Raw genomic sequence first — 20,978 nt, forward strand, 5'->3', positions numbered from 1 at the left:
TTCACAGCCACGTAAGTGGGTGGACGCTGCGCCCAGTTTCCGTGTCCGTCGCGGCAAGATACACATCGACGCGCTCAGCGGTCAGAGCCTTGCTGATGTGGTAACCCTGGACCAGGTCACACCCGACCCACTGGACGCGGCGGAACTGCTCGATGGTCTCCACGCCCTCGGCCAACGATTTCATACCGAGGGCCGCGGCCAATTCGACAATGGACTTCACCACGGACATCTTCGGATCGTCCGAGTCGGTGACCAGCATGCGATCGATCTTGAGAACGTCGATTGGAAGTCTCTGGAGCGTGGCAAAGGACGAATAGCCGGTGCCGAAATCGTCGAGTGCGACGGTGACCCCGAGCTCACGCAGCTTGTAGAGATCCCGGATCGCGCGATCGTCCACAACACCTGTCTCGGTGATTTCGAGCTGCAGCAGTTGCGGAGGCAAGCCCGAATCCGTCAGCGCTTTCTTCACCATCGCACCGAACTCTCGCGACACCAACTGCACTGGTGAAACGTTGACCGAGACGCCAATTCCGGTCGGCCACCCCGCAGCAGCGGCGGTCGCCATCGCCATTGCCTGCGCGCCGAGGGGAATGATCATTCCGGTTTCCTCCGCCACCGAGATGAACTGGCTGGGCCCGATGAGGCCGCGGCTGGGATGGTTCCACCGAAGAAGAGCCTCGAAGGCCACCACTTCACCGGTCTGAGTGTCGACCTGAGGCTGGTAATGGAGATCGAACTGCCCTTCCTCGATCCCTCTGTCCAGCTCGTGCAACGCCGTCGCCCGCGCCGATGCCCTCGCCCGCAGCAGCGGTGAGAACTTGCCCACTCGATTGCGCCCCGTCGACTTCGCCTCGTACAGAGCCAGATCCGCCAGCATCACCAATCCGTCGGCGTCCGTCGAATCCTCGGGCGCGCTCGAGTAACCGATCGTGGCCCGCACTTCGATCCGATTGCCTTCGACGAAGAATGGTTCGTGCAGCACTTCCAGGTACCGATCGAAGATCACACCGGGATCGTCGCGCGAAGACGTACAGACGATCAGCCCGAATTCGTCACCGCCCATCCGCGAACACATGTCCGAACCGATCACGTCGCGAAGGCGTTTCGTGACTTCGAGAAGTAATTGGTCCCCGATCGGATGACCAAGGGTGTCGTTCACCGATTTGAAGTTGTCGAGGTCGAGAATCCCGACGAGAACCTGCTTCTCCGGCGCGCGGGAATCGATCGCTTCCTCGAGTGCCACTCCGAACGCACGACGGTTCGGCAACCCGGTCAACGAGTCGGTGGCCGCAAGGCGAAGGATCTCCTGCTCGTGGACATACCTCTCCGTGATGTCGGAACCGACACCGCGCCAACCCAGAATCACGCCGGATTCGAGGACCCGTGGATTGCCGGAAAGAGACCACCAGCGTCGCCTACCGTCGACATGCACCGGCACGACGGTGTCCCGGAAGGGAGCACTCGATTCGAGTTTGTCGATCATCTGGGCCGCGGCCGCACGCCCCTCCGGACTCGATGCGATCTGGAGTCTGGTGAGGAGTTGCCCGAAGGTGAGTTGCTGCAACTCGTCCACCGTCATACCTGCGACCTCGGCGAGACGTGCCGAGGTATGGGAGAACCGGCCGTTGGTGTCGCACTCCCACAGCCAGTCGCGGGAACCGCCCTCGAAACCGTCGAGCAACAACGCCACAGTCTGACGCTCGGATTCCGCCTGAAACTCTGCGAGACAACGTCTCTGGAAAGAGGCCGACAGATAGACCGCCCCTACGGTGAGCGCAAACATGTAGATGCACAACTGAATCGCAAGTATGCGAAAGTGGGGTTCGGCGTGGACGACGAGAACAGTGAAGACGCCGAGGCCGTGAATGTAGATCCAGGTCAGGCTCACCGATCTCAGACTCGAGAACGTCACGGTCCCGGCGCCCATGATCCCGGCCATCGTCGCGATCAGAACCAAGTCGCGGAAGACGTCCATGTCGTGAAAGAGCAGAGCGAAAAGTGTGACGTCGAGGGTCGCGACCACGATCACTTCGACGAGCAGACCCACGTAGTCGTAGCGCGGGGTGTGCTTCGACGGTCGCCAGCGAAGGGGAATCCATACTCGGATCGAATTCGCGAGGACGAGAAAGATGAGGGCACCACCCAACCACCTGAGCGTCTGACGTCCGGGCGGGACGGTGTAGGTCAGAATCACGACCAAACTCGCCATGTACGCAAGATTGGCGAACGGCGCGACGGCTGCAGCTTCGTCTATCTGACGGCGAAACAGGCTGTTGCAGTCGGCCTCCGAAGCAGGATCTTGCCTGCCCAATCGACTCGGACGGCTCATCAGCGAGGCATCCCGACATCTGCGCAGGCGCCATCAGCGGGCGTCGAATCCGCTCGCCTGGCCATCCGAACCTCCCCTGGCTCCCCACCGAACCCTTATCCGGTGAAACGTCAGTGTTTCAGACTCGCTGCTTGTTTCCTTCACAACGGTAGCCATCTGACGAATCGATTGTGCGCAGATCACTATATCCAGAGGTCGTTCCGTCGATCGTCCAGGTCGATCCGCGATTGCTGATTCTTAGCTCGAACCACGTTTGTCGCCGACCGCGACGCGGGGGATTCGAGCGGTCGGGAACAACGCGGCGATTGCGAGCAGCGCTGCCACGGCAAAAGCGACACGCAACGCGTCCAGCCTGGCTTCTTCGTTCACGTCCACGATCGCATCCGCCGTGGACTCGGCGACGCCGGCGTCATCGAGAGCGGATCGGAGTTGCGTCGTCGACAGGAACGGCACGCCCGAGGCCATGTCGGTGCTCGCTTGCTGCTGCACCGATGTCGGAACCGCCGGATTGTCTTCGATTCCGGCGATCGCCGACGTCGTGAGAGTGGCAATGAGAACCGATCCGATCAGGGCAGTTCCCAAGGAAGCGCCGAGGTTGGTGGCGGTGTTCTGCAACCCGCCGACCTCGGTGCTGCGCTCGTCCGGGACCGAGGACACCGTGACGGCTCCGAGCTGCGAAGACAGGCACCCCAAGCCGAAACCCATGAACAGCATGGGAATCATCACGATCGCCGCATTGGCGCCGGGGTCCATGCCTGCAACGAGCATCAGAATGCCGACGACCATGACCAACAATCCGACTCGGACCACGCGTCGCGGGTTCGCGGTAGGCCGTAGCTTCGGAATACCGATCGCCGCCACGACGAGCGCCGCCGACAACGGCAGGATGCGAACTCCCGTCTCCAGGGCACTGAGCTCCAGAACTACGGACAAGAACAACGGGACCGCGAAGAACACGCCCGCCTGGACCAGAAACTGCGCGAAGAACATCGACAGCCCGCCACTGAGCTCGCGGTTTCGCAGCATCGCCGGATCAAGCAACGGCTCCTTCCCCGCAGCGGCCAGGCGTCCCTCCCAGCGCAGGAATCCGTACACGACCAGGAGCCCGGCGATCAGCAGCCACACCACCGGGGAAAGCCCGACCAACTGCGGTCCGTCGGGTTTGGCCTGCACCCAACCCCACTCGCTCGAGCGCAGTACGCCGAAGACGATCATGCCCAGCCCGACCACGGACAAGATCGATCCGACGTAGTCGAGGCGCGACTTCGACGGTGGGACGTCGACCACCTTGCTCAGCACCAGCAAGATCAGGACAACGATCACGACTTCGCCGACGAACACGTAACGCCATGACGCAAATGTCGTCGCGGCGCCGCCGATCAGCGGCCCGACCGCCACGGCCATCGCGCCGGCGGCAGCGACCAGACCGTAGGCAGCCGGGCGCTTCTGCGCCGGAAAGTTGGTGGCGACGAGCGCGACGATCGCGGGCATGATGAGTGCCGCACCGACGCCTTCGAGGAACGACCATCCGATCAGCAGGACCGCAAGATTGGGAGCGAGCGCCGTTGTCAGAGAACCTGCGCCGTAGATGATCAAGCCGAGCGCGAAGGCCCGGCGACGACCCATCATCGACCCCAGCTTGCTGCCCGTGATCATCAGCGTCGCCATGACCAGGGTGTACAGCGTGATCGCGGTTTGAATACCGGTGATGCTCGTGCCGACGTCCTCGGCGACGGTTGCCATCGAAACGTTCATGACCGAACTGTCCAAGGTCATCAGGAATTGGCTGGATGCCAACACCGTGAGAACCAGTCCTGAACCCGCTTGCGTCGTCGAACCAGCAACCTGTCCGTCACCCATCGTGCGGGTGTACCCGGTGTTCAGGTCCTCGAAGCAGACCGGTCAGTGCTGTTCGAGGCTGAGCTGATCCGCCCAAGCCGACACGTCCCCGCGTTCCAGAGCCCCCGCCAGCAGTTCCGGAAACTTGTCCGGCGTGCACGCAAACGCGGGAATCCCGAGGGCACTCAGCGACGCTGCATTGTCGTGATCGAACGACGGTGCCCCGTCGTCCGAGAGTGCCAGTAGAACCACGACTTGAACGCCGGAGTTCTTCATGGCGGCCATCCGGCGCAACATCTCGTTGCGAATACCGCCCTCGTAGAGGTCCGAGATCAGAACGAACATCGACTCGGCAGGACGCGAGATCAGTGACTGGCTGTACGCGATTGCGCGGTTGATGTCCGTGCCCCCACCAAGTTGGGTCCCGAAAAGGACGTCGACTGGATCGGACAGTTTGTCCGTCAGGTCGACGACGGCAGTGTCGAAAACCACGAGCGAAGTCTTCAGCGCCTGCATCGACGCCAACACCGCGCCGAACACGGATGCGTAGACGACGCTGGACGCCATCGAACCCGATTGGTCGATCGCCAGGACTACGTCGCGCTGCACGGATTTCGACTTGCGGCCATATCCGACGAGCCGCTCGGGGACGACGGTTCGATACTCCGGAAGGTAGTGCGACAGATTTGCTCGGATGGTTCGGTCCCAGTCGATGTCACGCAACTTCGGATTCGACGTTCTGGCCGAACGATTGAGAGCCCCGGTCACCGCGGCCTTCGTTTTCTGCGCGATTCGCTCTTCGACTTCCCGAACCACCTTGCCGACGACCATTCGAGCAGTGGCCTTGCTGGCCTCCGGCATGACCTGGTTGAGGCTCAGCAGCGTCCCGACCAGATGCACATCGGGCTCGACGGCATCGAGCAGTTCCGGTTCGAGCAGCAACTGCGCCAAACCCAGTCGGTCGATCGCGTCCTTCTGCATCACCTGCACCACCGTGCTGGGAAAGTACGTCCGGATATCGCCGAGCCATCTGGCGACGGACGGAGCCGACGCCCCCAATCCGGCTGAGCGGCGTCGCCCCTTGGTCGGGCCGGACGAATCGTAGAGTGCGGCAAGAGCTGCATCCATTCGACGCTCGCCCGGTTGGCCCAGCCCACCCGTCGACTCTTCGGCGGATTCCCCGAGCATCAGTCTCCAGCGTCGAAGGCGCTGATCGTCGTCGCTCATGCGCCCACCCCCAAGATGTCCGCAACGACCGCCATTGCCGCTCTGCCGCGTCGAACATCGGTCTCCACTGTCGTTTCGACGCGTCGGCCGCCTCTGACCGCCTGACCGATCGCTCGACGCTCCCCCGCCTCGAACGCTCCGAACGTACGTCGAAGCAGTGGAAGCGTGTCGATGAAGTCCTGCTCACGAAGTTGGCGAACCCACGTGTCGATCAGCGTGAGCAACGCTCGATCGTGAACGAGCACAAGCCCTCCTCCACCGAGAAACCCGTCGACCCACCCGGCTTTGGCGGTCGGCGTGCTTCCCACGGACAGGGCCCGAGACAAGCGCTGGGCTGCAGCGGTTTCCGTGATCGAACCGCTGTCGCGCTGTAGCCGCACCATCCGGCCGACGAGTAATCCGTTGACGTCGTCACGGTCGATCACGCCGGCCATGGCCTGCATCCACCGTGCGCTCGCATCGCGATCGTCACGAACCATGACTGCCGAGTGAACCTTGTCGAGGTGTTCGCGAAACTCCTCGGCACTGGGATCGTCCAGGCCCGTGACGGCGACTGCGAGGCCGGTGCAAATGCGGATCAACAGGCTGTCGGCGACGTCGATCAATGCCGACACGTCGGTTCCGCGCACATCGCCGTACCGCAGCGTTCGCGTCAGCGTGGGCAGCGCCGCCATCAGGTGCGACACGTCATGATCTAGTGCCGCAACCGTTTTCACACTTTCCAGCACAGCGGACAACGCTGCCGGCAGGTTTGCCAGGAGCGAGTTCTCCAGTAGTCCGATCAGTGACGCGAGAGTGATGTCCGGCTCGTTGATCTTCGAGACGACACGTGATGTTGCCGCTGCAACCACCGTCGTGCCCCACAGCGACGCCTCGATCACCGAGACCGAGAATTCGGGCTTCCATTGCAGCGCCCAAGTCTCCCGGAACGTTCCGGTGGAACGGACCTCACTGTCGGCCGGGGTTCCCCAATCGATCTCGAGTATCCCCAGTCGGTGCAGGAACTGGGAACGCTCGACGTCGATGTCGCGTCGCAGGTCCAGATCGAGAGTCTGTGCTCCCGCTTGTTGTTTGAGCCGCAAGGTCTTCGAGCGTGCGCGCCGGTCTGCTTCGAGTGGGACTGTCGGCGTTTCCTCGGGCACCGCGCCCAGCGCTTCGCCCACAACCAATCTTCGCGTGATCAGATCCAGAAGAACGTCGTTCCCGTCGCACATCACCGACCTCGTTGCCTCGGTGACCTCCGACAATCCCGCCAAGGGTCGAGAACGCAGTGCCGCCAACGTATCTGCCAACCGGACAGCTTCGATGACGTGAGCACTCGAGATCGGAAGGTCCTCGTCCCTGAGCACCCGCGCAACTTTGGTGAGCCACCGCGTGATCGTCTTGTCGTTCGCGGTGAACAGGTGGTGATACCAGCCCGGCGAGGTAATTCCGGCGCCGTAACCCGATGCCGATGCCAGACGTGAGTGAGTCCAGGGAACCCACGTCAGCGAGGTCTTGACCTTGGACATTCCTTTGAGGATGCGAGCATCGGGTGCCGCCGGCCCCAAGGCTCCGACCAACGCCGGCGCGTGCCAGGCTCCGCAGACGACCGCTACCCGCTCAGCGCCATCTTTCAACGTCTTTCGCAGCACCTGACGCATATACGCTTCGCGATGCGCTGTCTCCTCGTCGATCGGCACTGTCTCACGCAGCGCCTCCATCGCCTCGGTGATCGCATCGAAAGAATCTGCGCCCGAGCTCGATTCGATCACCGAATCCCACCAGCGTTCGGTGTCGTCGAAACCCGCGGCCGCGGCCAGTTCCGACAGAGGATCGCCCTCGCGGACAGTACGAATCCCCTGATCCGCCAACACGTTGAAGGCGGGCAGATCGCAGAACCGTGCCTGCACACCGTTCTTCGCAGCCCACTGCAGCGCTTGCCATTCGGGTGAGAACACCGCAAACGGCCAGAATGCCGCCTTCGACGGTTCGCCAGTGGCGTACGCGAGCAACGCAATCGGTGGTTTCATCGATTCCGACGCCGCCAGCATCACCAACGGGTCTGCGTCCGAAGGCCCTTCTATCAGGACGACGTCAGGCGAGAACTCTTCCAGGCCCTGCCGAACCGAACGAGCAGATCCCGGGCCGTGGTGACGGATACCGAAGACCCGGACACGCAGGTCCGGAATCACGATGGTCACCCGGTGACCTCGCGGCACGCCCGGTAGAAGTCGGACCACTCGCCGCGTTCACGCACTACTGCCTCGAGGTACTCGTTCCACACCACCTTGTCTGCGACCGGGTCCTTGATCACCGAGCCCAGGATTCCGGCAGCGACGTCGGATGCCCGCAGTACGCCGTCCCCGAAATGCGCAGACAACGCCAAACCGTTGGTGACCACCGAGATCGCCTCCGCCGTCGACAGAGTTCCGGACGGGGACTTCAACTTGGTGCGGCCGTCGGTGGTCGTGCCTGATCGCAGTTCCCGGAACACGGTGACGACCCGGCGAATTTCCTCGGCTGCTGCGGGGGTTGTCGGCAATTCCAGTGCTGCGCCCAGCTGTTCGACTCGACGTGCCACGATGGCCACCTCGTCTTCCTCGCTGGCCGGCAAAGGGAGGACTACGGTATTGAACCGTCGACGCAGTGCGGACGACAGATCGTTGACACCGCGATCGCGATCGTTGGCGGTAGCGATCAGGTTGAAGCCCTTGGCTGCCTGCACCTCGATGCCCAGCTCCGGCACCGGCAACGTCTTCTCGGAGAGAATGGTGATGAGGGCGTCCTGCACGTCGGCCGGAATACGCGTCAACTCTTCGACGCGGGCGATCTTCCCGGTTTCCATCGCCGTCATCACGGGAGAAGGCACCAGCGCACCGGCGGTCGGCCCCTCGGAGAGAAGACGTGCGTAGTTCCAGCCGTAGCGGATAGCTTCCTCGGGCGTACCCGACGTGCCCTGGACCAGGAGCGTCGACGCACCCGAGATTGCGGCCGAAAGATGTTCGGAGACCCAGGTCTTGGCCGTACCGGGAACCCCCAACAGCAGTAGCGCCCGGTCGGTGGCAAGAGTTGCGACGGCCACTTCCATCAACCGCCGTGGACCGACGTACTTCGGCGAAATGACGGTTCCGTCGTCGAGAGTGCCACCCAACAGATACGTCACGACGGCCCAGGGCGACAAGTTCCACGACGGTGGACGCGGACGAGTGTCCTGCGCGGCCAGTGCTTCGAGTTCGAGCGCGTACTCCTGCTCTGCGTGGGGCCGCATCAGCCTTGCCGGTTGCGCGAGCTTTTCCGGTTCCGTGGTGTGCACGGTTACGCTGTCAGTCATGTGAGCTCCTCGAGCAGGGTCTTGCGGTGGGTGATGGCGCTGGCAGTTCTGGCGAAGGTCTGCCGCCAGTCCGTGTCACGTGCACGTTCCGCAGCACGCTCCAGCAAAGTTACTGCGCTGTAAGGAAATCGAGTCTCGGCCAGGCGCAGCGATGCGACGTACTTGTAGCGTGAGAATTCGCCAGCCTTGGCGCCTCCGTCGGCACGTCTGGCCGCAACTCGTTCCCACTGGGCCACCACTGCCCGGGTGATGTCCTCGGGCCATGGACCTCGCAGAGCGTCGTAGATCGCTGCCCGGCCCGGGTGCAGAACATTGGCGTCGCCGTTTCCGGACCTCAACAGATCAGCCAGCGCCTTGGCCGGCACCAACGGGAGCACGCGTCGATCGGTGGCGGTGCCGCGCATACGAAAGAGTTCCAGCGCCCATTCCGTATTGTTCTGCGCGACTGCGGCGGTGGACCACGCGTCGTGAAGGATCGGCTCCCAGCTTTCGTCAACGCTCATCCCCAAGACCTTGCCTGGTCCACCGATCATGTTGTTCCACAGAGACAACGGCGCAGAACTGATCGCCTGACGCACATACTCGGCACGATAGTCGGTGTGTGGATTCGGCCGGTCTTCGATGCCGTCTCGCCTCGCCGCTGAATCGACTTCCTCAGGCGGGACGATGACGAGCGTGGACCGAACGAGTTTCCTTTCCACCCGCACCCATTTCCGAACCCGAGCAGCCATTCTCTCCCCGAACTCCGATTCGGGGAGTTGTCCGAGTACTTCCACTGCCGCGCGTCGCACGTCCTTGCGACGGTCGTCGAGGGCTTCCTCCAACAATGGTTGATCATCCGCGCTCAGTCCGTTTGCCAGCGCCGCGACGAAGGCAGCCTTCTGTTCGCCCCGCTCGGTGCCCCAGGACTTTCGGAGTTCGGCCAGCGCCAGCGCGGGATCTGTTCGACGAGTGTCTATCAGCCACTGTGTGCGCTGCGACGAACTTCCGTGACGCCACACGTCCGGGTTGGCATCCCTGGTTCGGACGAGTTTGCTCCACTCGGGGTTTTGCGCGGCAAGCCATCGACCACGCTCGCCGACAATCTGCAGGATGCTCTCCCGGTGAGCTTCACTTGCACGTGCAAAGGAAAGCAACTCGGCGACCAGATGATCAGGCGCACGGTAATTGTGCTCCAACGCGACTGCGAACCATTCGTCGAGCAAGGTCGCCTTGGCCGCGAGCATCGACAGCAGATGCGCCGATGAGGATTCCGGCAGTGTGAATCGAACATCGTCTGGCGCAGGTGTCGGCACCGCCGCCGTGGTGGAGCCCGCACCGCCACGGCGGTACGCCCTCTCCAACGCTGCTCCTGCGAGAAGCATCTCGGCAGGATCGCCGTCGAGTTCGCGAGCGTAGCCACGCACTTCAGCCGGCAGCTCCTCGAATGTTGTTGCTGTTCTGGCTGTCCCAAGGAGCGCCGCTGAGATCAATGTACTCACAGCACGATCACCTGCCCTCCCGTGAAAACCGAGATCGGAGTAAGAGCCAGCGCGTTCCACGTTCCGCAGACTGTGACCGGGTAACCGCCGGAAATGCCGAGCAACTTCCACAGAAGATCCGAATCACCCTCTGCCCGAAGCGCTGTGCCCGATTCGTCGACGACAAACCATGATCCGTCGACGAACGACGGGACCACCGAACTGATCACTGCCGGCCACGAGCGCAACCATGGATCCGCGGCGAGGGCATCGGTAAACTGCTGCAACGCAGTGTCGATGCTTCCGAACGGCATGGTTGTGAAGGGCTCCGGTTCTCCGTGCGTGACCCCTATCCGCGCCCGCAATGCCGCGGCACCAGGATAGAAATGAACATCGGCGTTGAGCAGAAACCCGACTGGCGGCGTTTCGGTGGCAAAATTGGCCGACCCGTGGGAGAAGTCGAGCAGCATGGCCCACCGCTTCGAATTCCTGCCGAGCATCCACACCGTTCGGGTGAACAGTCGCTTCTCCTCGGTGATCCCGGAACCGAGAATCATCCAGTTCTCTTTCACCGGAATCGATTCCATCACACTCTCGGTTGAGACCGGATAGCCGACGTGTGCTTTCACCGAATAGGCAAGATCTTCCGGCAACTCGGACAGCTTCTGATGCGCAGCAACCAGCAGGTGCAACCGAGCCAACTCGTCGAGGACTTTCTCGGGCCAGTTCTCGGTAGACGCAACGGTGCCCGCCAAGGCTCGAAGTGTGCCTGCGACACCAGGCGCCTGAGCATCCACCATTCGAGCAGCTACTGCGTCGAAGCCCGCCCAGGATGTGTCCATCGCTGCCAGACCACTGCGAATCTGATCGGTGATCCACAGGTCCAATTCGACGAGACCGCTCGCAACGCGGTCGGCGCGCTTCTGCGCTGTCGCCGGGTCGGGAGCCCTATTGGGAGCCTCGTCGCCGGTCTCAGCCCTTTCGCCGCGGGTCTCGGCCTTCTCCTCGCGGCGCAACAACCACTCTGCCGCGAAGTCGGCGGGCTCGTCCGCCGACGGCACACGCCCTTCCGACCATTCCACCAACAGCCCCAGAGCATGTTTGCACGGAAACTTTCGACTGGGGCACGAGCACTTGTATGCAGGGCCCCGCAGGTCGACCACTGCTTGATACGGCTTCGAGCCGCTGCCCTGACACAGCCCCCAGAGCGCGAGACCCCTGTTGCCGGCATGGCTCCACGAACCAGCCAACTTGCGCGCAGCGGCCAGCGATGCGGCGTCCGGAGCTACCGACGCCACCTGCCCAGCTGTCCACGGCGAAGTCACTCGACCACAGTATGACAACCCGCTGACATCACGGAGTCAGGCCGATTCGTTGGTGAATAACCCCTTGACTCGAACACATATTCGAATATGATTTGGGGAGGGGATCGGGGGATTCAATGAGCGTCTTGTTGTCGGATGTGGTGTCTGGTTCTGCGGTGGGGTTACGCGGACGCCTGTGGCAGTTGACTGCTGCCGAGTTGCGCGCTGCTGCTGTCGAGGCGAGTGCGGAGATTCTGCGCCTGGAAGCCGTTCGAGTGGCGGTGGTCGACGAACTGTCGATGCGCCCGGATGATCAGGTGATTGCCAGCCGCGGAGTGGGTGCGTGGTTGGCGGCTAACACCATGCTGCAGGTTCGGGACGGGAAAAAGATCGCCGCTCTCGGTGCAGCGTTGCGGCCGTTTCCGGCGGTGGCTGCTCGGTTCGATGACGGGGATTGCTCCTTCGAGCATGCCGTGTTGATCGTCTCGTTCTGTGAATCACCACCGAAAGGCATGCCGGAGGAAGCGCTACCGAAGTGCATCGACCTGTTGCTCGCAGCTGCGTCGGGTGTGGAGGCGACGACGACGAAGGTGCGGAACGTGATCGCGACCTTGGAGCGAATCTTCGAATCCGATGAAATTCCACCCGCCGAAGACGTCGACCGGAACGAGCTCCGGATCGCCTCGACATTGAACGGTCGAGTGGTGGTGCGCGGCGATTTCGACGCCCTCACCGGTGAAATGCTGCTCTCGGCGTTGTCGAATCTGACGATGCCCACCCCGGCACCCGATGGAACCCCGGATTCTCGGTCGGCGGCGAAACGAACTGCCGACGGGTTCACCGAACTGATCCGCCGCTATCTCGACTGCGCCAAAACAGGCACAGACGGTGGTCAACGCCCGCACGTGAACGTGCACATCACTGCTCGCGATCTCGCGGAGCATCGGGACTGCGCCGCCACACCAACTGATGGTGGTGGAGTGGCTGTGTCTGATCTTGATGTCGGGCACATGCCGTGGCTGGGGCCGCTGTCGGTGTCGCAGACCAGGCTCCTCGGGTGTGACTGTTTCCTCTCCACCGTTCTGCTCGACGATCACGGCGCACCCTTGGATGCGCAACCAGGAAAGAGGTTGGTCACCGCCGAACAACGCGTCGCCCTCATCGCCCGAGACAAAGGCTGCGCCTTCCCCGGCTGCACGTGCGTACCCGCCTGGACCGATGCGCACCACATTAAGCACTGGGCCAACGGCGGCCCGACGGTGATGAACAACCTGGTCCTGCTGTGCCGTTCACATCATCGACTGATGCACCGAAAATCCGGGTTCGTCGGGAAATGGGAAATCCGCATCGGTGTCGACAACAAGCCGTGGTTCATCCCACCACCCTCGATCGACCCCGGACAGCAACCCAGGCCGGCGAACACCACCTTCAAAACCTGAGAAGAACCTCAGGCACAACAGAACACGGCCAGGCTCCGCATCGGACATCAAACCCCGATACGGAGCCCACAGGCCGTGTCGCATCCACAACTCACGACGTTCGCGCGGGGCGCAAGACCGATCTGCCCAACAACTCACAAACCTGCAGGGCCAGAGCAAGATCCAACTTGTCTCGGCCGGCAGCAACTGGATCGCCGAGCGCCTTGTTGATGCGATACTTCACCGTATTCCGGTGCAGATTCATGTGATTGGCAGTGTGCAGATGACTTTCACCATGTGCAAAGTACACACTCAACGTCGTCCGCAAGGATGCAGCAGAGGGCGTATCTTCCGCCAACGGGCCAAGCACCTCCCAGACCCATGACTTCGTCGAATCGATGTTCTCGGACAGAAGTGAAACCACAGCGACGCCGCGGTCTCCGAAGCTCACCACAGGTCGCTGCGGTGTATCCGGGACGGCAGCAACCGAATAGGCGGCGGTTGCCTGTTCGTGGGACCGTTTGAAACCGTCGACCCCTGACCCCGGCAGTCCGATTGCCACCCGCGCCCCGCCGTCCAACGGCACTGCCGCCGCGAGAACCTCCGGATCCGGCGCAGGCACCCGGCGACCGAACGGCAGCCACGCCCACACCGTGCGCCGATCGATGGCGGTGATGATCGGCGGCTTGTCCGCTCCCGCCGCTGCGCCGAGATCACGTACGAGTCGGTCCAGCGTATTGATGCCCATGACGTCGGCATCCCACGTCGACCAGACCACCAGGGCGACGTGGTTCTGACCGAGGCGGTACCCGGTCTCCGCTTCGAAAGCAGCGGTATCTGCGTTGGCGCCGGACAGGAGGGCGTGGATTGCGGCCGAATGGAGGTTTCCCTGCGCTGCCATCCATCGACTGCGTTCCCGCTCGTACGCGTCGAAGACGTAGAGCGTGATCCAGTCGATGTAGCTGTAGACCACGTCCGAAGTGTGTTTCAGGACAGCCAAAGTGAGTCGCGCCGGAATATCCAGTGTGCTGATCTCGTCGTGGCAGATCCGCATCAGATCGCCTTGGCCCATGTGATAGGCCCGGACAAGGGAGTTGGACGGGACATCCCGCTGCGCCAGACGCAGAGCGTATTCCACTGCAGCAGTGGTGGGTTGGAGATGATCGATCGGAATGTCGTTGGCCAATACGTGGATGATCGTCGTGATGTTTCCCTGCACGCTGGCCTCGAGCATTTCGAGCAATTTGGCGTCTGCATCCAATTGGTCGATTTCGTGAGCCATCATGAAGGCCATCTCACGCGCGATGTCGGCGCTGCGCTCGTCGAGTCGTCGTGCCAACTCGGCAACCACCGCAAGCACTTCCGGCTCCGCGGCTGCAGGCACTCGGGCGAGGCGCCGCATCGCACCGGCGCCTCGCTCCTTGTGCGATGGACTACTCACAGAACTTCCGCACCCTTTCGTCGCAGGTACTTCAGAGCCGATTCGGCTGCGTTGTACCCGCACATTCCATGTGCTCCGGCACCCGGCGGGGTCGAGGCCGAGCACAGGTAAGTGCCCGCGATCCCCGTGCTGTACGGATCGACTGCGACGCGCGGACGCAAGACAACCTGCAGTTCGGTGTTGGCACCTCCGATGATGTCGCCGCCTACCTGATTCGGATTGTCCTCTGCCAGGTCAGCTGTACCACTGCTCGACGTCGCGACGATCTGCTCCCGGAATCCTGGCGCAAACCTCTCGATCTGACGGATGATCGCCTCCGTAGCGTCGCCGGCGTAACCGTGAGGCACGTGCGCATAGGCATACAGCGGATGAACGTTCCCGGCAGATCGGGTGGGATCAGCCAGGTATTGCTGACCTAGGAGCACGAACGGCCGGTCCGGCATACGGCCTGAATTCGTCTCACGCTCAGCGGCCACGATTTCGTCGAAACCACCTGCCAGATGGACAGTTCCGGCCCGAGCACAGTCCGGATTGGTCCACGGCACATGACCTTCGATCGCAAAATCGACCTTGAATGCTCCGGGAGCCTGCTTGAACTTTCGATAGGCCCTCGCCACTCGGCCTGGGAGTCGATCGCCCAGAATTTCGAGCGCACCCCCCGGATTGACATCCAGCAGAACAACATCGGCGTCCGGAATCTCGGAGGCCGTACGAACCCGAACGCCGGTGTCGATCTTGCCGCCGTGATCGAGGAGCATCGCAGCCATCGCGTCGGTGATCGACCGCGAACCTCCCTCGGCAACCGGCCAACCGTAGCGGTGACCAGCAGCAGTGATCATCAATCCCACCGCCGAGGTGGCCGGACGGTTGAGTGGATAGAAGGCGTGTGCGGCAACCCCGCCGAACAGCGCCTTCCCCTTGTCCGTCTTCCACAGTTTGGCGGTCACCGTTGCCGGAAGCAGCGCTCGCGGACCGAAAGCTGCGAGCCGCAGCGGATGGTGCGGAACATTGACGATCGGGCGCATCAGATCGGACGCCAGCGCATCGAACCCAGTCGACAAGTCACCGAACATGCGTTGCCATCGAGGCCCGTCAGCGCCGAGTCCCGCAGCCGTCTGCTCCAGCGAGCGGTACAGAACCCCGGCGTCCCCGTTGTCGAGCGGATGCGCGCAGTCCACCTCTGCCCATCTCCAGATCAGCCCGTATCGCTCGAGGTCCAGCTTGGACAGGTACGGCGAGCCGATACCCATCGGGTGAAACGCCGAGCAGTGATCATGGATCAACCCCGGCACGTCGATCGGACCGGAGCGGGTGCCTCCGCCGATCTGGTCGGCAGCCTCGAGCACCTGCACGTCCACACCGCTACGTGCGAGGTGTACCGCGGCAGCGAGCCCATTGGGCCCGCTGCCGACGACTACGGCCTTTGTCACTTACTCACCTCTTGCTCGCTACCGCTGACCCTCGTACGCATCTTCGGTTCGGAGACAACCTGCGGATCCGTTGCCGCGCGGTCGGCCCGTACGTCCAGTGTCCACTGAACGTCGAACGGAATGGGCCCGTTCGGCAACCACGGCTGTTCGGCGACTGCGTCGGCGACCTTGAAAGTACCTCGTTCGATGACACCGAGAGCGGCATCGATCACCTGGTACTCCTGCGTTCCCTTGTGGATGGGCTGCGATTCGATCCAGGTCACCAGGAACTCACCGGGTGCGAAATTGCAGCGACGCTGAATGGCTGCGATCAACTTCGCGTCGTGCAGGTGCCCGTCACCGAAGTTGAAGGCGACGATGGAGTTGCACATGAACTCTGCTTCCCGCAGTGAGTACGTGTTGATGTCGTCGCCGAGGTGCCTGATCATCAGAGAGAACAGCGCACGCCCCTGGCTGTGCATGGAACGCCAGCCCAACAGCTGATGCAGAACGACATCGGACACATCTTCGGGGTACATCGTCATCAACTGATTGCGCGTATCCGGCGACGGACGCTTGATGAACTGGTCGATCTTGGCTTCAGCGCCCGGCGCGAATGCCCACGTCGCGGATGCCCAGTTGCCGGCGTACTGGCGCATCGACGGCAGGAAGGACACCAGATCCGGTCGAAGGTTTCCGAGAATGGGAAAGAAGGCAAGGGCTGCAACAATTCCCGCGGTGATCCACGGTGAGGACATGGCGCCGAGTCCGTAGCCGTCCCATGCCGGGAATCCCAGGAACAGGAAGACCGAGGCGTAGGCGAACAGAAGATTCCATTCGAGTGGGACGGCAAGCGGGAAGGTCGACGCGATGAACAGATGGAATCCGACCATGAGGATCACGGCGAGGATCGTGAGGGTCTTGTTGGTCGAGAACAGCAGTATCAACGGGGTGACGATTTCGACCATCGTTCCGGCCACGTGTGCGACGCCGCCGCCCAGGTGTGAAGGCCGCAGATCCTCCGGGAAATTCCGGTAGTGGGCGCGCTTGATCTTCTTTGACGGGATCCACGGGGTATTGCTGAGCATCGGAGGAACCACCAGCGAGAAATGGCGACCGAACTTCGAGACACCGGCACCGATCCACACCATGACGATCAGCAGTTTGAGCGCCAGGATCATGTCGACGAACGGCAGGAATGTGAAGAAGAAGATCGCCGGCAGGTACTGCTCACTACGGGCAGCGATGAAGGGCACCTTGTCCCGCAACCCGAGAATCACCATGAGTACCAGGAAGGAGTACAAGACCGTCGGGCGCACCAGTCCGGCATTGTCAGCGATTGCCGAATCGATTCCTGTGGTGTGAACACCGGGGAGAACAGCGGCAACAAGGAGATTGGCGACTGCGGCGGCATAGATGAAGACGTCGAACACCGTGCGGGTGTCACCCGAGGTGAGCGGCACTTTGCCCGGCCACGGTGGCAGACGAATCGTGCCGGGGCGGAGCCAGTAGAGAACTCCACCGGTCATCGGCTTGAAGTGGCCGGCGAGCGGTCCCCAGGATCCTGCCAAGCCCAGCATCTCGAGCATCATCGTCCAGATGATGAGTTTCTGGTAGACGATCGGCTGGTTCCACCACGATCCGATGTCGAACCACGAGAGGCCGGAAGTCAAAGTGGCAACGGCTGTTCCAGCTGCCAGGTAGAGGAACAACAGTTTCATGATGTAGACGGTGTGGACCATCTTCGGCGTACCGAAGCCGTAATCCACCCAGTGCGTGGACATGTCACGCAGACGCTCGAGAAACGGCTTGTCCATGAACGTTGCCGGATCGACGGGAGGGAAGTTTCCTTCTTTGAATCCCATGATTTGCTCCTGAAATACGGAATGTGGGCATGACGGATCGACTCGACGGACGTCGTCGAGTTGTGCTGGTACTACGGGGAAGTGACTAGTGAGCGGGAGTTGCGCTCAGAGCTCGTCTCATTCCAGGTTTGTCGATCTTGCCCACCGGGTTTCGGGGAAGCGCATCGACGACGTAGATCGCCACTGGCACCTTTACTCGGGTGAGCAAGGCCGTGACATGTTCGAGCAGTTCGTCTTCGGTGACGGGCGCATCGGGGTAGGCGACAACATAGGCAACTGGCACCTCTCCGTAGACCTGGTGCGGAGCGCCGATGACGGCTGCCTCGAGCACGGAAGGGTGTGTAGCGAGCGAGTTTTCGATCTCCTTGGGGTAGATGTTCTCTCCCCCACGGATGATCATGTCCTTGATGCGATCGACCAGGGTCAGGTAGCCGTCCTCGTCGAGGACTCCGACGTCACCGGTATGCAACCAACCATCCTTGACGGTCTTCGCAGTTTCCTCCGGCTTACCCAGATAGCCACGCATCACGTTGCCACCCTTGATGACCACCTCTCCGGCAGTCCCGGCGGGCGCAAAGGTTCCGTCCTCGGCAAGAATGGAAATCTGCTGGCCGGGCAACGCCGGGCCGACCGTACCGAGTTTGCGCACGCCGTCCACAGGATTGCAGGCCGATGCACAGGTCCCCTCGGTGAGTCCGTAACCTTCCACGATCACGAAACCGAAACGCTGCTCAGCGCGTTCGAGGAGTTCCTTGCTGATCGGCGCCGCACCGCACACGGCAAACCTCAAGGACGACGTGTCGATCGAAGGGTCTTCCGGCTGTGAGGTCAGCATCGCGTAGATTGCCGGCACCGCCGAGAAATACGTGGGGCGAAGCCGCGCGACGTCGTCGAAGAATCTCGAAACCGAGAACTTCCCGGTGACACTCACCTGTCCGCCGACAAGCAAGGGCGTCAAGACGCTGACGCAGATCGCGTTGACATGGAACAGCGGCAGAATCAGCAGGCAGTGATCCGCGCCGGTAACACCGATGTTCTTGCCCATCGACGAAGCCATGAACTGCAGGTTGGCATGAGTCAGCATCACTCCCTTGGGCCGTCCGGTGGAGCCGCTGGTATAGATGAGCAACGCCAGATCGTCTGCTGCAACATCGATTCCGGGTCGGGGATCGATCGGCGGCACTGTCGCCAGATCCTCGACAGCCAACACTGCGCGGCCGCCCGAGGGTGCGTCGGCAGTGGCGGTGATGACCAACTCGGCCCCGGAGTCCGCGATCTGGTAGTCCGCTTCGTTCGCGGTGAACATCGGATTGATGGGTGTAGCGGCAGCACCGATGCGCCAGGCAGCCATGATCGCGATCAGCAACTCGACGCGATTGGGCAGCATGATCGCCACCACGTCACCGAGGCCGATTCCGAGTCCAGCCAATTGCGCGGCAACAGCTTCCGTGCGATCTGCGAACTCTTCATACGTGAGTTCGACGTGGTCGTCCCGCAAGCACGGCTTCTGCCCGTACTTCTCTGCAAGATCCCAAGCCAGATATCCGATGTTCGCCACGAGAGTCAGCACCTTTCATTCGTGTGTGACTCAAAACACTATCGGCGTCCTGCGGCCGAAGAAACGGTCCCAGGGGATCAACTTGTCCAGGTTCTTTGTTCCCTGAGCACAACACCGCCCGAGCACAACACCGCACGTGCGGTGCACATCAGCTCGACGGCTGATGCAACACCTCGTGGGCGCGTCTGGTCACCACCTCGGAGATCCGGCGCAAGACAGGTGACGACAGTTTCCACTGCTGCCAGTACAGCGGAACATCGTCCACGAAGTCCGGATCGAATCCGATCAGCACGCCGGAGCGATCGTCGTCGCCGCGCTGCAGGTCCGGTATCAATCCCCAGCCGTATCCCCGCCTGACGGCGTCCGCGAAGTCTGCCGATGAAGGAACAAGATGACGGGGCGGATCGGCGGGGTGGCCGACCTTTTGATCGAGGTAGCGATCCTGCAGTAGATCCTTGCGATTGAACACAACCAGCGGTGCCTCCGAAAGGGATTCGGCCGTGACACCGTCTGCGAACCAACGACGGCAGAACTCCGCACTCGCCATCGGCCGATACCGCATGATGCCCAAACGGCTGGAGGTACACCCTTGAATCGGTGACGCAACAGAGGTGACGGCAGCCATGACCGAACCGTCGCGCAGTAGTTCGGTGGTGTGGTCTTGATCGTCGAGATGAAAATCGAAACCGACTTCTTGCGTGAACTCCGCGAGGGCCCCGAGAACCCAGGTGGACAGCGAATCGGCATTGACCGCGATCGAGACACGTGCAAACATCCCTGAACCATTTTCAAGGCCGAGCTCTCGCACGGTGTCACGCGACAAAGCGTCTATCTGACGTGCAAGACGCAGGACTTCTCTCCCGGAATCGGTGACCTGGATGGGTTTGGTGCGCTGCACCAGGATCCGGCCAACCGAGGTCTCGAGACCTTTGATTCGTTGGCTGACCGCCGAAGGCGTGATGTGTAACTTCCGCGCCGCCGCCTCGAAGGTTCCCTCGTCGACCGCGGCGTGCAATGCCCTCAGTTGCTCGAAATCCAACATAATCTGAAGCTACTCTGATGCATCCTAAGAATCATTAGCTGGACTGACTGAAATCCGAGCGGCAGGCTCGACGACATGCTCAGCACCAACGACCCTGCGTCGGCCCTCGTCGGTTTCGGAGTCGGACTGTCATTGATCGTCGCAATCGGCGCCCAGAATGCGTTTGTGCTTCGCCAAGGCCTGACGCGATCGCACGTACTCCCGATCGTCGCAGTGTGCGCGTTGTCAGACGCAATTCTGATCCTCGCGGGCGTCAGCGGAATCGGGACCCTCCTCGAACACGCACCGTCGATGATCACGTTCGTTCGTATCGCCGGCGCCGTTTTCCTCCTCAGCTATGCGATCTTCGCCGCCAAGCGGGCACTTCACCCCCAGACGTTGGCACCGGATCGACATGGCAACGGGTCGAGGATTGCCGCCGTCACGATGGCACTGGCCCTCACCTGGCTCAATCCACACGTGTACCTCGACACCGTCGTGCTCATGGGTTCTATCGCCAACGGTCGCGGCGAGATCGGACGTTGGTGGTTTGCAGCCGGTGCCATCACGGCAAGTGTGGTCTGGTTCGGCGCCCTCGGTTACGGCGCACGCCTGCTGACGCCGCTTTTCGCGAAACCCAACGCGTGGCGGGTTCTCGATGCTCTGATCGCCGTGATGATGGCAGTTCTCGGAATCAGCCTGCTTGTCGAATTGTGACCAGGCTGCACAACCTCGATCCGACCCTGCGGGTAGCGGGATGGGTTACCGTCCAAGATGAGGAAGCTCAATTCACC

General features: G+C 62.1%; 14 protein-coding genes. 2 read left to right on the top strand and 12 right to left on the bottom strand.

Annotation, left to right across the window (positions count from 1 at the left end; translation table 11 throughout):
* Position 1: 1 nt before the first annotated feature.
* The 7 genes from KTR60_RS26650 to KTR60_RS26680 form a co-directional block, all read right to left on the bottom strand.
* On the bottom strand, positions 2 to 2,329 hold the full coding sequence (locus tag KTR60_RS26650; RefSeq protein ID WP_042446441.1) for a putative bifunctional diguanylate cyclase/phosphodiesterase: 2,328 nt from the start codon (positions 2,327 to 2,329) through the stop codon (positions 2 to 4).
* A 237-nt stretch (positions 2,330 to 2,566) separates the two neighbouring features.
* Positions 2,567 to 4,189 carry an MFS transporter gene (locus tag KTR60_RS26655; RefSeq protein ID WP_042446444.1) on the bottom strand — a complete coding sequence of 541 codons (1,623 nt, stop codon included), beginning with the start codon at positions 4,187 to 4,189 and terminating at the stop codon, positions 2,567 to 2,569.
* 42 nt (positions 4,190 to 4,231) lie between these two features.
* Complete coding sequence (locus KTR60_RS26660; protein WP_228401430.1) at positions 4,232 to 5,395, bottom strand: VWA domain-containing protein; 1,164 nt, start codon at positions 5,393 to 5,395, stop codon at positions 4,232 to 4,234.
* Positions 5,392 to 7,578 (bottom strand): DUF5682 family protein, encoded by a 2,187-nt coding sequence (locus KTR60_RS26665; protein ID WP_228401431.1) that lies wholly within the window; start codon positions 7,576 to 7,578, stop codon positions 5,392 to 5,394. Before KTR60_RS26665 ends, KTR60_RS26660 begins: the two co-directional genes overlap by 4 nt.
* Positions 7,575 to 8,708: an ATP-binding protein gene (locus tag KTR60_RS26670; RefSeq protein ID WP_083056335.1), complete on the bottom strand. Its 1,134-nt coding sequence runs from the start codon at positions 8,706 to 8,708 to the stop codon at positions 7,575 to 7,577. Before KTR60_RS26670 ends, KTR60_RS26665 begins: the two co-directional genes overlap by 4 nt.
* The gene (locus KTR60_RS26675; RefSeq protein ID WP_228401432.1) at positions 8,705 to 10,189 is read right to left on the bottom strand and encodes a DUF5691 domain-containing protein; all 1,485 of its coding nucleotides are present in this window, start codon (positions 10,187 to 10,189) and stop codon (positions 8,705 to 8,707) included. The genes KTR60_RS26670 and KTR60_RS26675 overlap by 4 nt, the downstream gene beginning before the upstream one ends.
* Complete coding sequence (locus KTR60_RS26680; RefSeq protein WP_228401433.1) at positions 10,186 to 11,493, bottom strand: SWIM zinc finger family protein; 1,308 nt, start codon at positions 11,491 to 11,493, stop codon at positions 10,186 to 10,188. The genes KTR60_RS26675 and KTR60_RS26680 overlap by 4 nt, the downstream gene beginning before the upstream one ends.
* 116 nt (positions 11,494 to 11,609) lie before the next feature.
* Here KTR60_RS26680 and KTR60_RS26685 point away from each other — a divergent pair, with 116 nt between their 5' ends.
* Entirely contained in the window at positions 11,610 to 12,911 is a 1,302-nt protein-coding gene (locus KTR60_RS26685; RefSeq protein ID WP_228401434.1) for an HNH endonuclease signature motif containing protein, read from the top strand.
* A gap of 91 nt (positions 12,912 to 13,002) precedes the next feature.
* Here KTR60_RS26685 and KTR60_RS26690 read toward each other — a convergent pair whose 3' ends face one another.
* The 5 genes from KTR60_RS26690 to KTR60_RS26710 form a co-directional block, all read right to left on the bottom strand.
* Complete coding sequence (locus tag KTR60_RS26690) at positions 13,003 to 14,292, bottom strand: PucR family transcriptional regulator (RefSeq protein ID WP_042921507.1); 1,290 nt, start codon at positions 14,290 to 14,292, stop codon at positions 13,003 to 13,005.
* A gap of 35 nt (positions 14,293 to 14,327) precedes the next feature.
* Positions 14,328 to 15,761 (bottom strand): phytoene desaturase family protein, encoded by a 1,434-nt coding sequence (locus tag KTR60_RS26695; RefSeq protein ID WP_030536102.1) that lies wholly within the window; start codon positions 15,759 to 15,761, stop codon positions 14,328 to 14,330.
* Complete coding sequence (locus KTR60_RS26700) at positions 15,758 to 17,605, bottom strand: DUF3556 domain-containing protein (RefSeq protein ID WP_064075024.1); 1,848 nt, start codon at positions 17,603 to 17,605, stop codon at positions 15,758 to 15,760. The genes KTR60_RS26695 and KTR60_RS26700 overlap by 4 nt, the downstream gene beginning before the upstream one ends.
* A gap of 85 nt (positions 17,606 to 17,690) precedes the next feature.
* Positions 17,691 to 19,163 carry a class I adenylate-forming enzyme family protein gene (locus KTR60_RS26705; RefSeq protein ID WP_228401435.1) on the bottom strand — a complete coding sequence of 491 codons (1,473 nt, stop codon included), beginning with the start codon at positions 19,161 to 19,163 and terminating at the stop codon, positions 17,691 to 17,693.
* Between the two features lie 148 nt (positions 19,164 to 19,311).
* The gene (locus tag KTR60_RS26710) at positions 19,312 to 20,205 is read right to left on the bottom strand and encodes a LysR family transcriptional regulator ArgP (protein ID WP_214925710.1); all 894 of its coding nucleotides are present in this window, start codon (positions 20,203 to 20,205) and stop codon (positions 19,312 to 19,314) included.
* A 75-nt stretch (positions 20,206 to 20,280) separates the two neighbouring features.
* Between KTR60_RS26710 and KTR60_RS26715 the strand changes: the two genes are divergently transcribed.
* Positions 20,281 to 20,901, top strand: coding sequence for a LysE/ArgO family amino acid transporter (locus KTR60_RS26715; RefSeq protein WP_228401436.1), 621 nt, complete (start codon positions 20,281 to 20,283; stop codon positions 20,899 to 20,901).
* Positions 20,902 to 20,978: the final 77 nt, after the last annotated feature.

Origin of the sequence: Rhodococcus sp. C1 (assembly GCF_020809065.1) — a bacterium.
GTDB lineage: Bacteria > Actinomycetota > Actinomycetes > Mycobacteriales > Mycobacteriaceae > Rhodococcus_F > Rhodococcus_F qingshengii.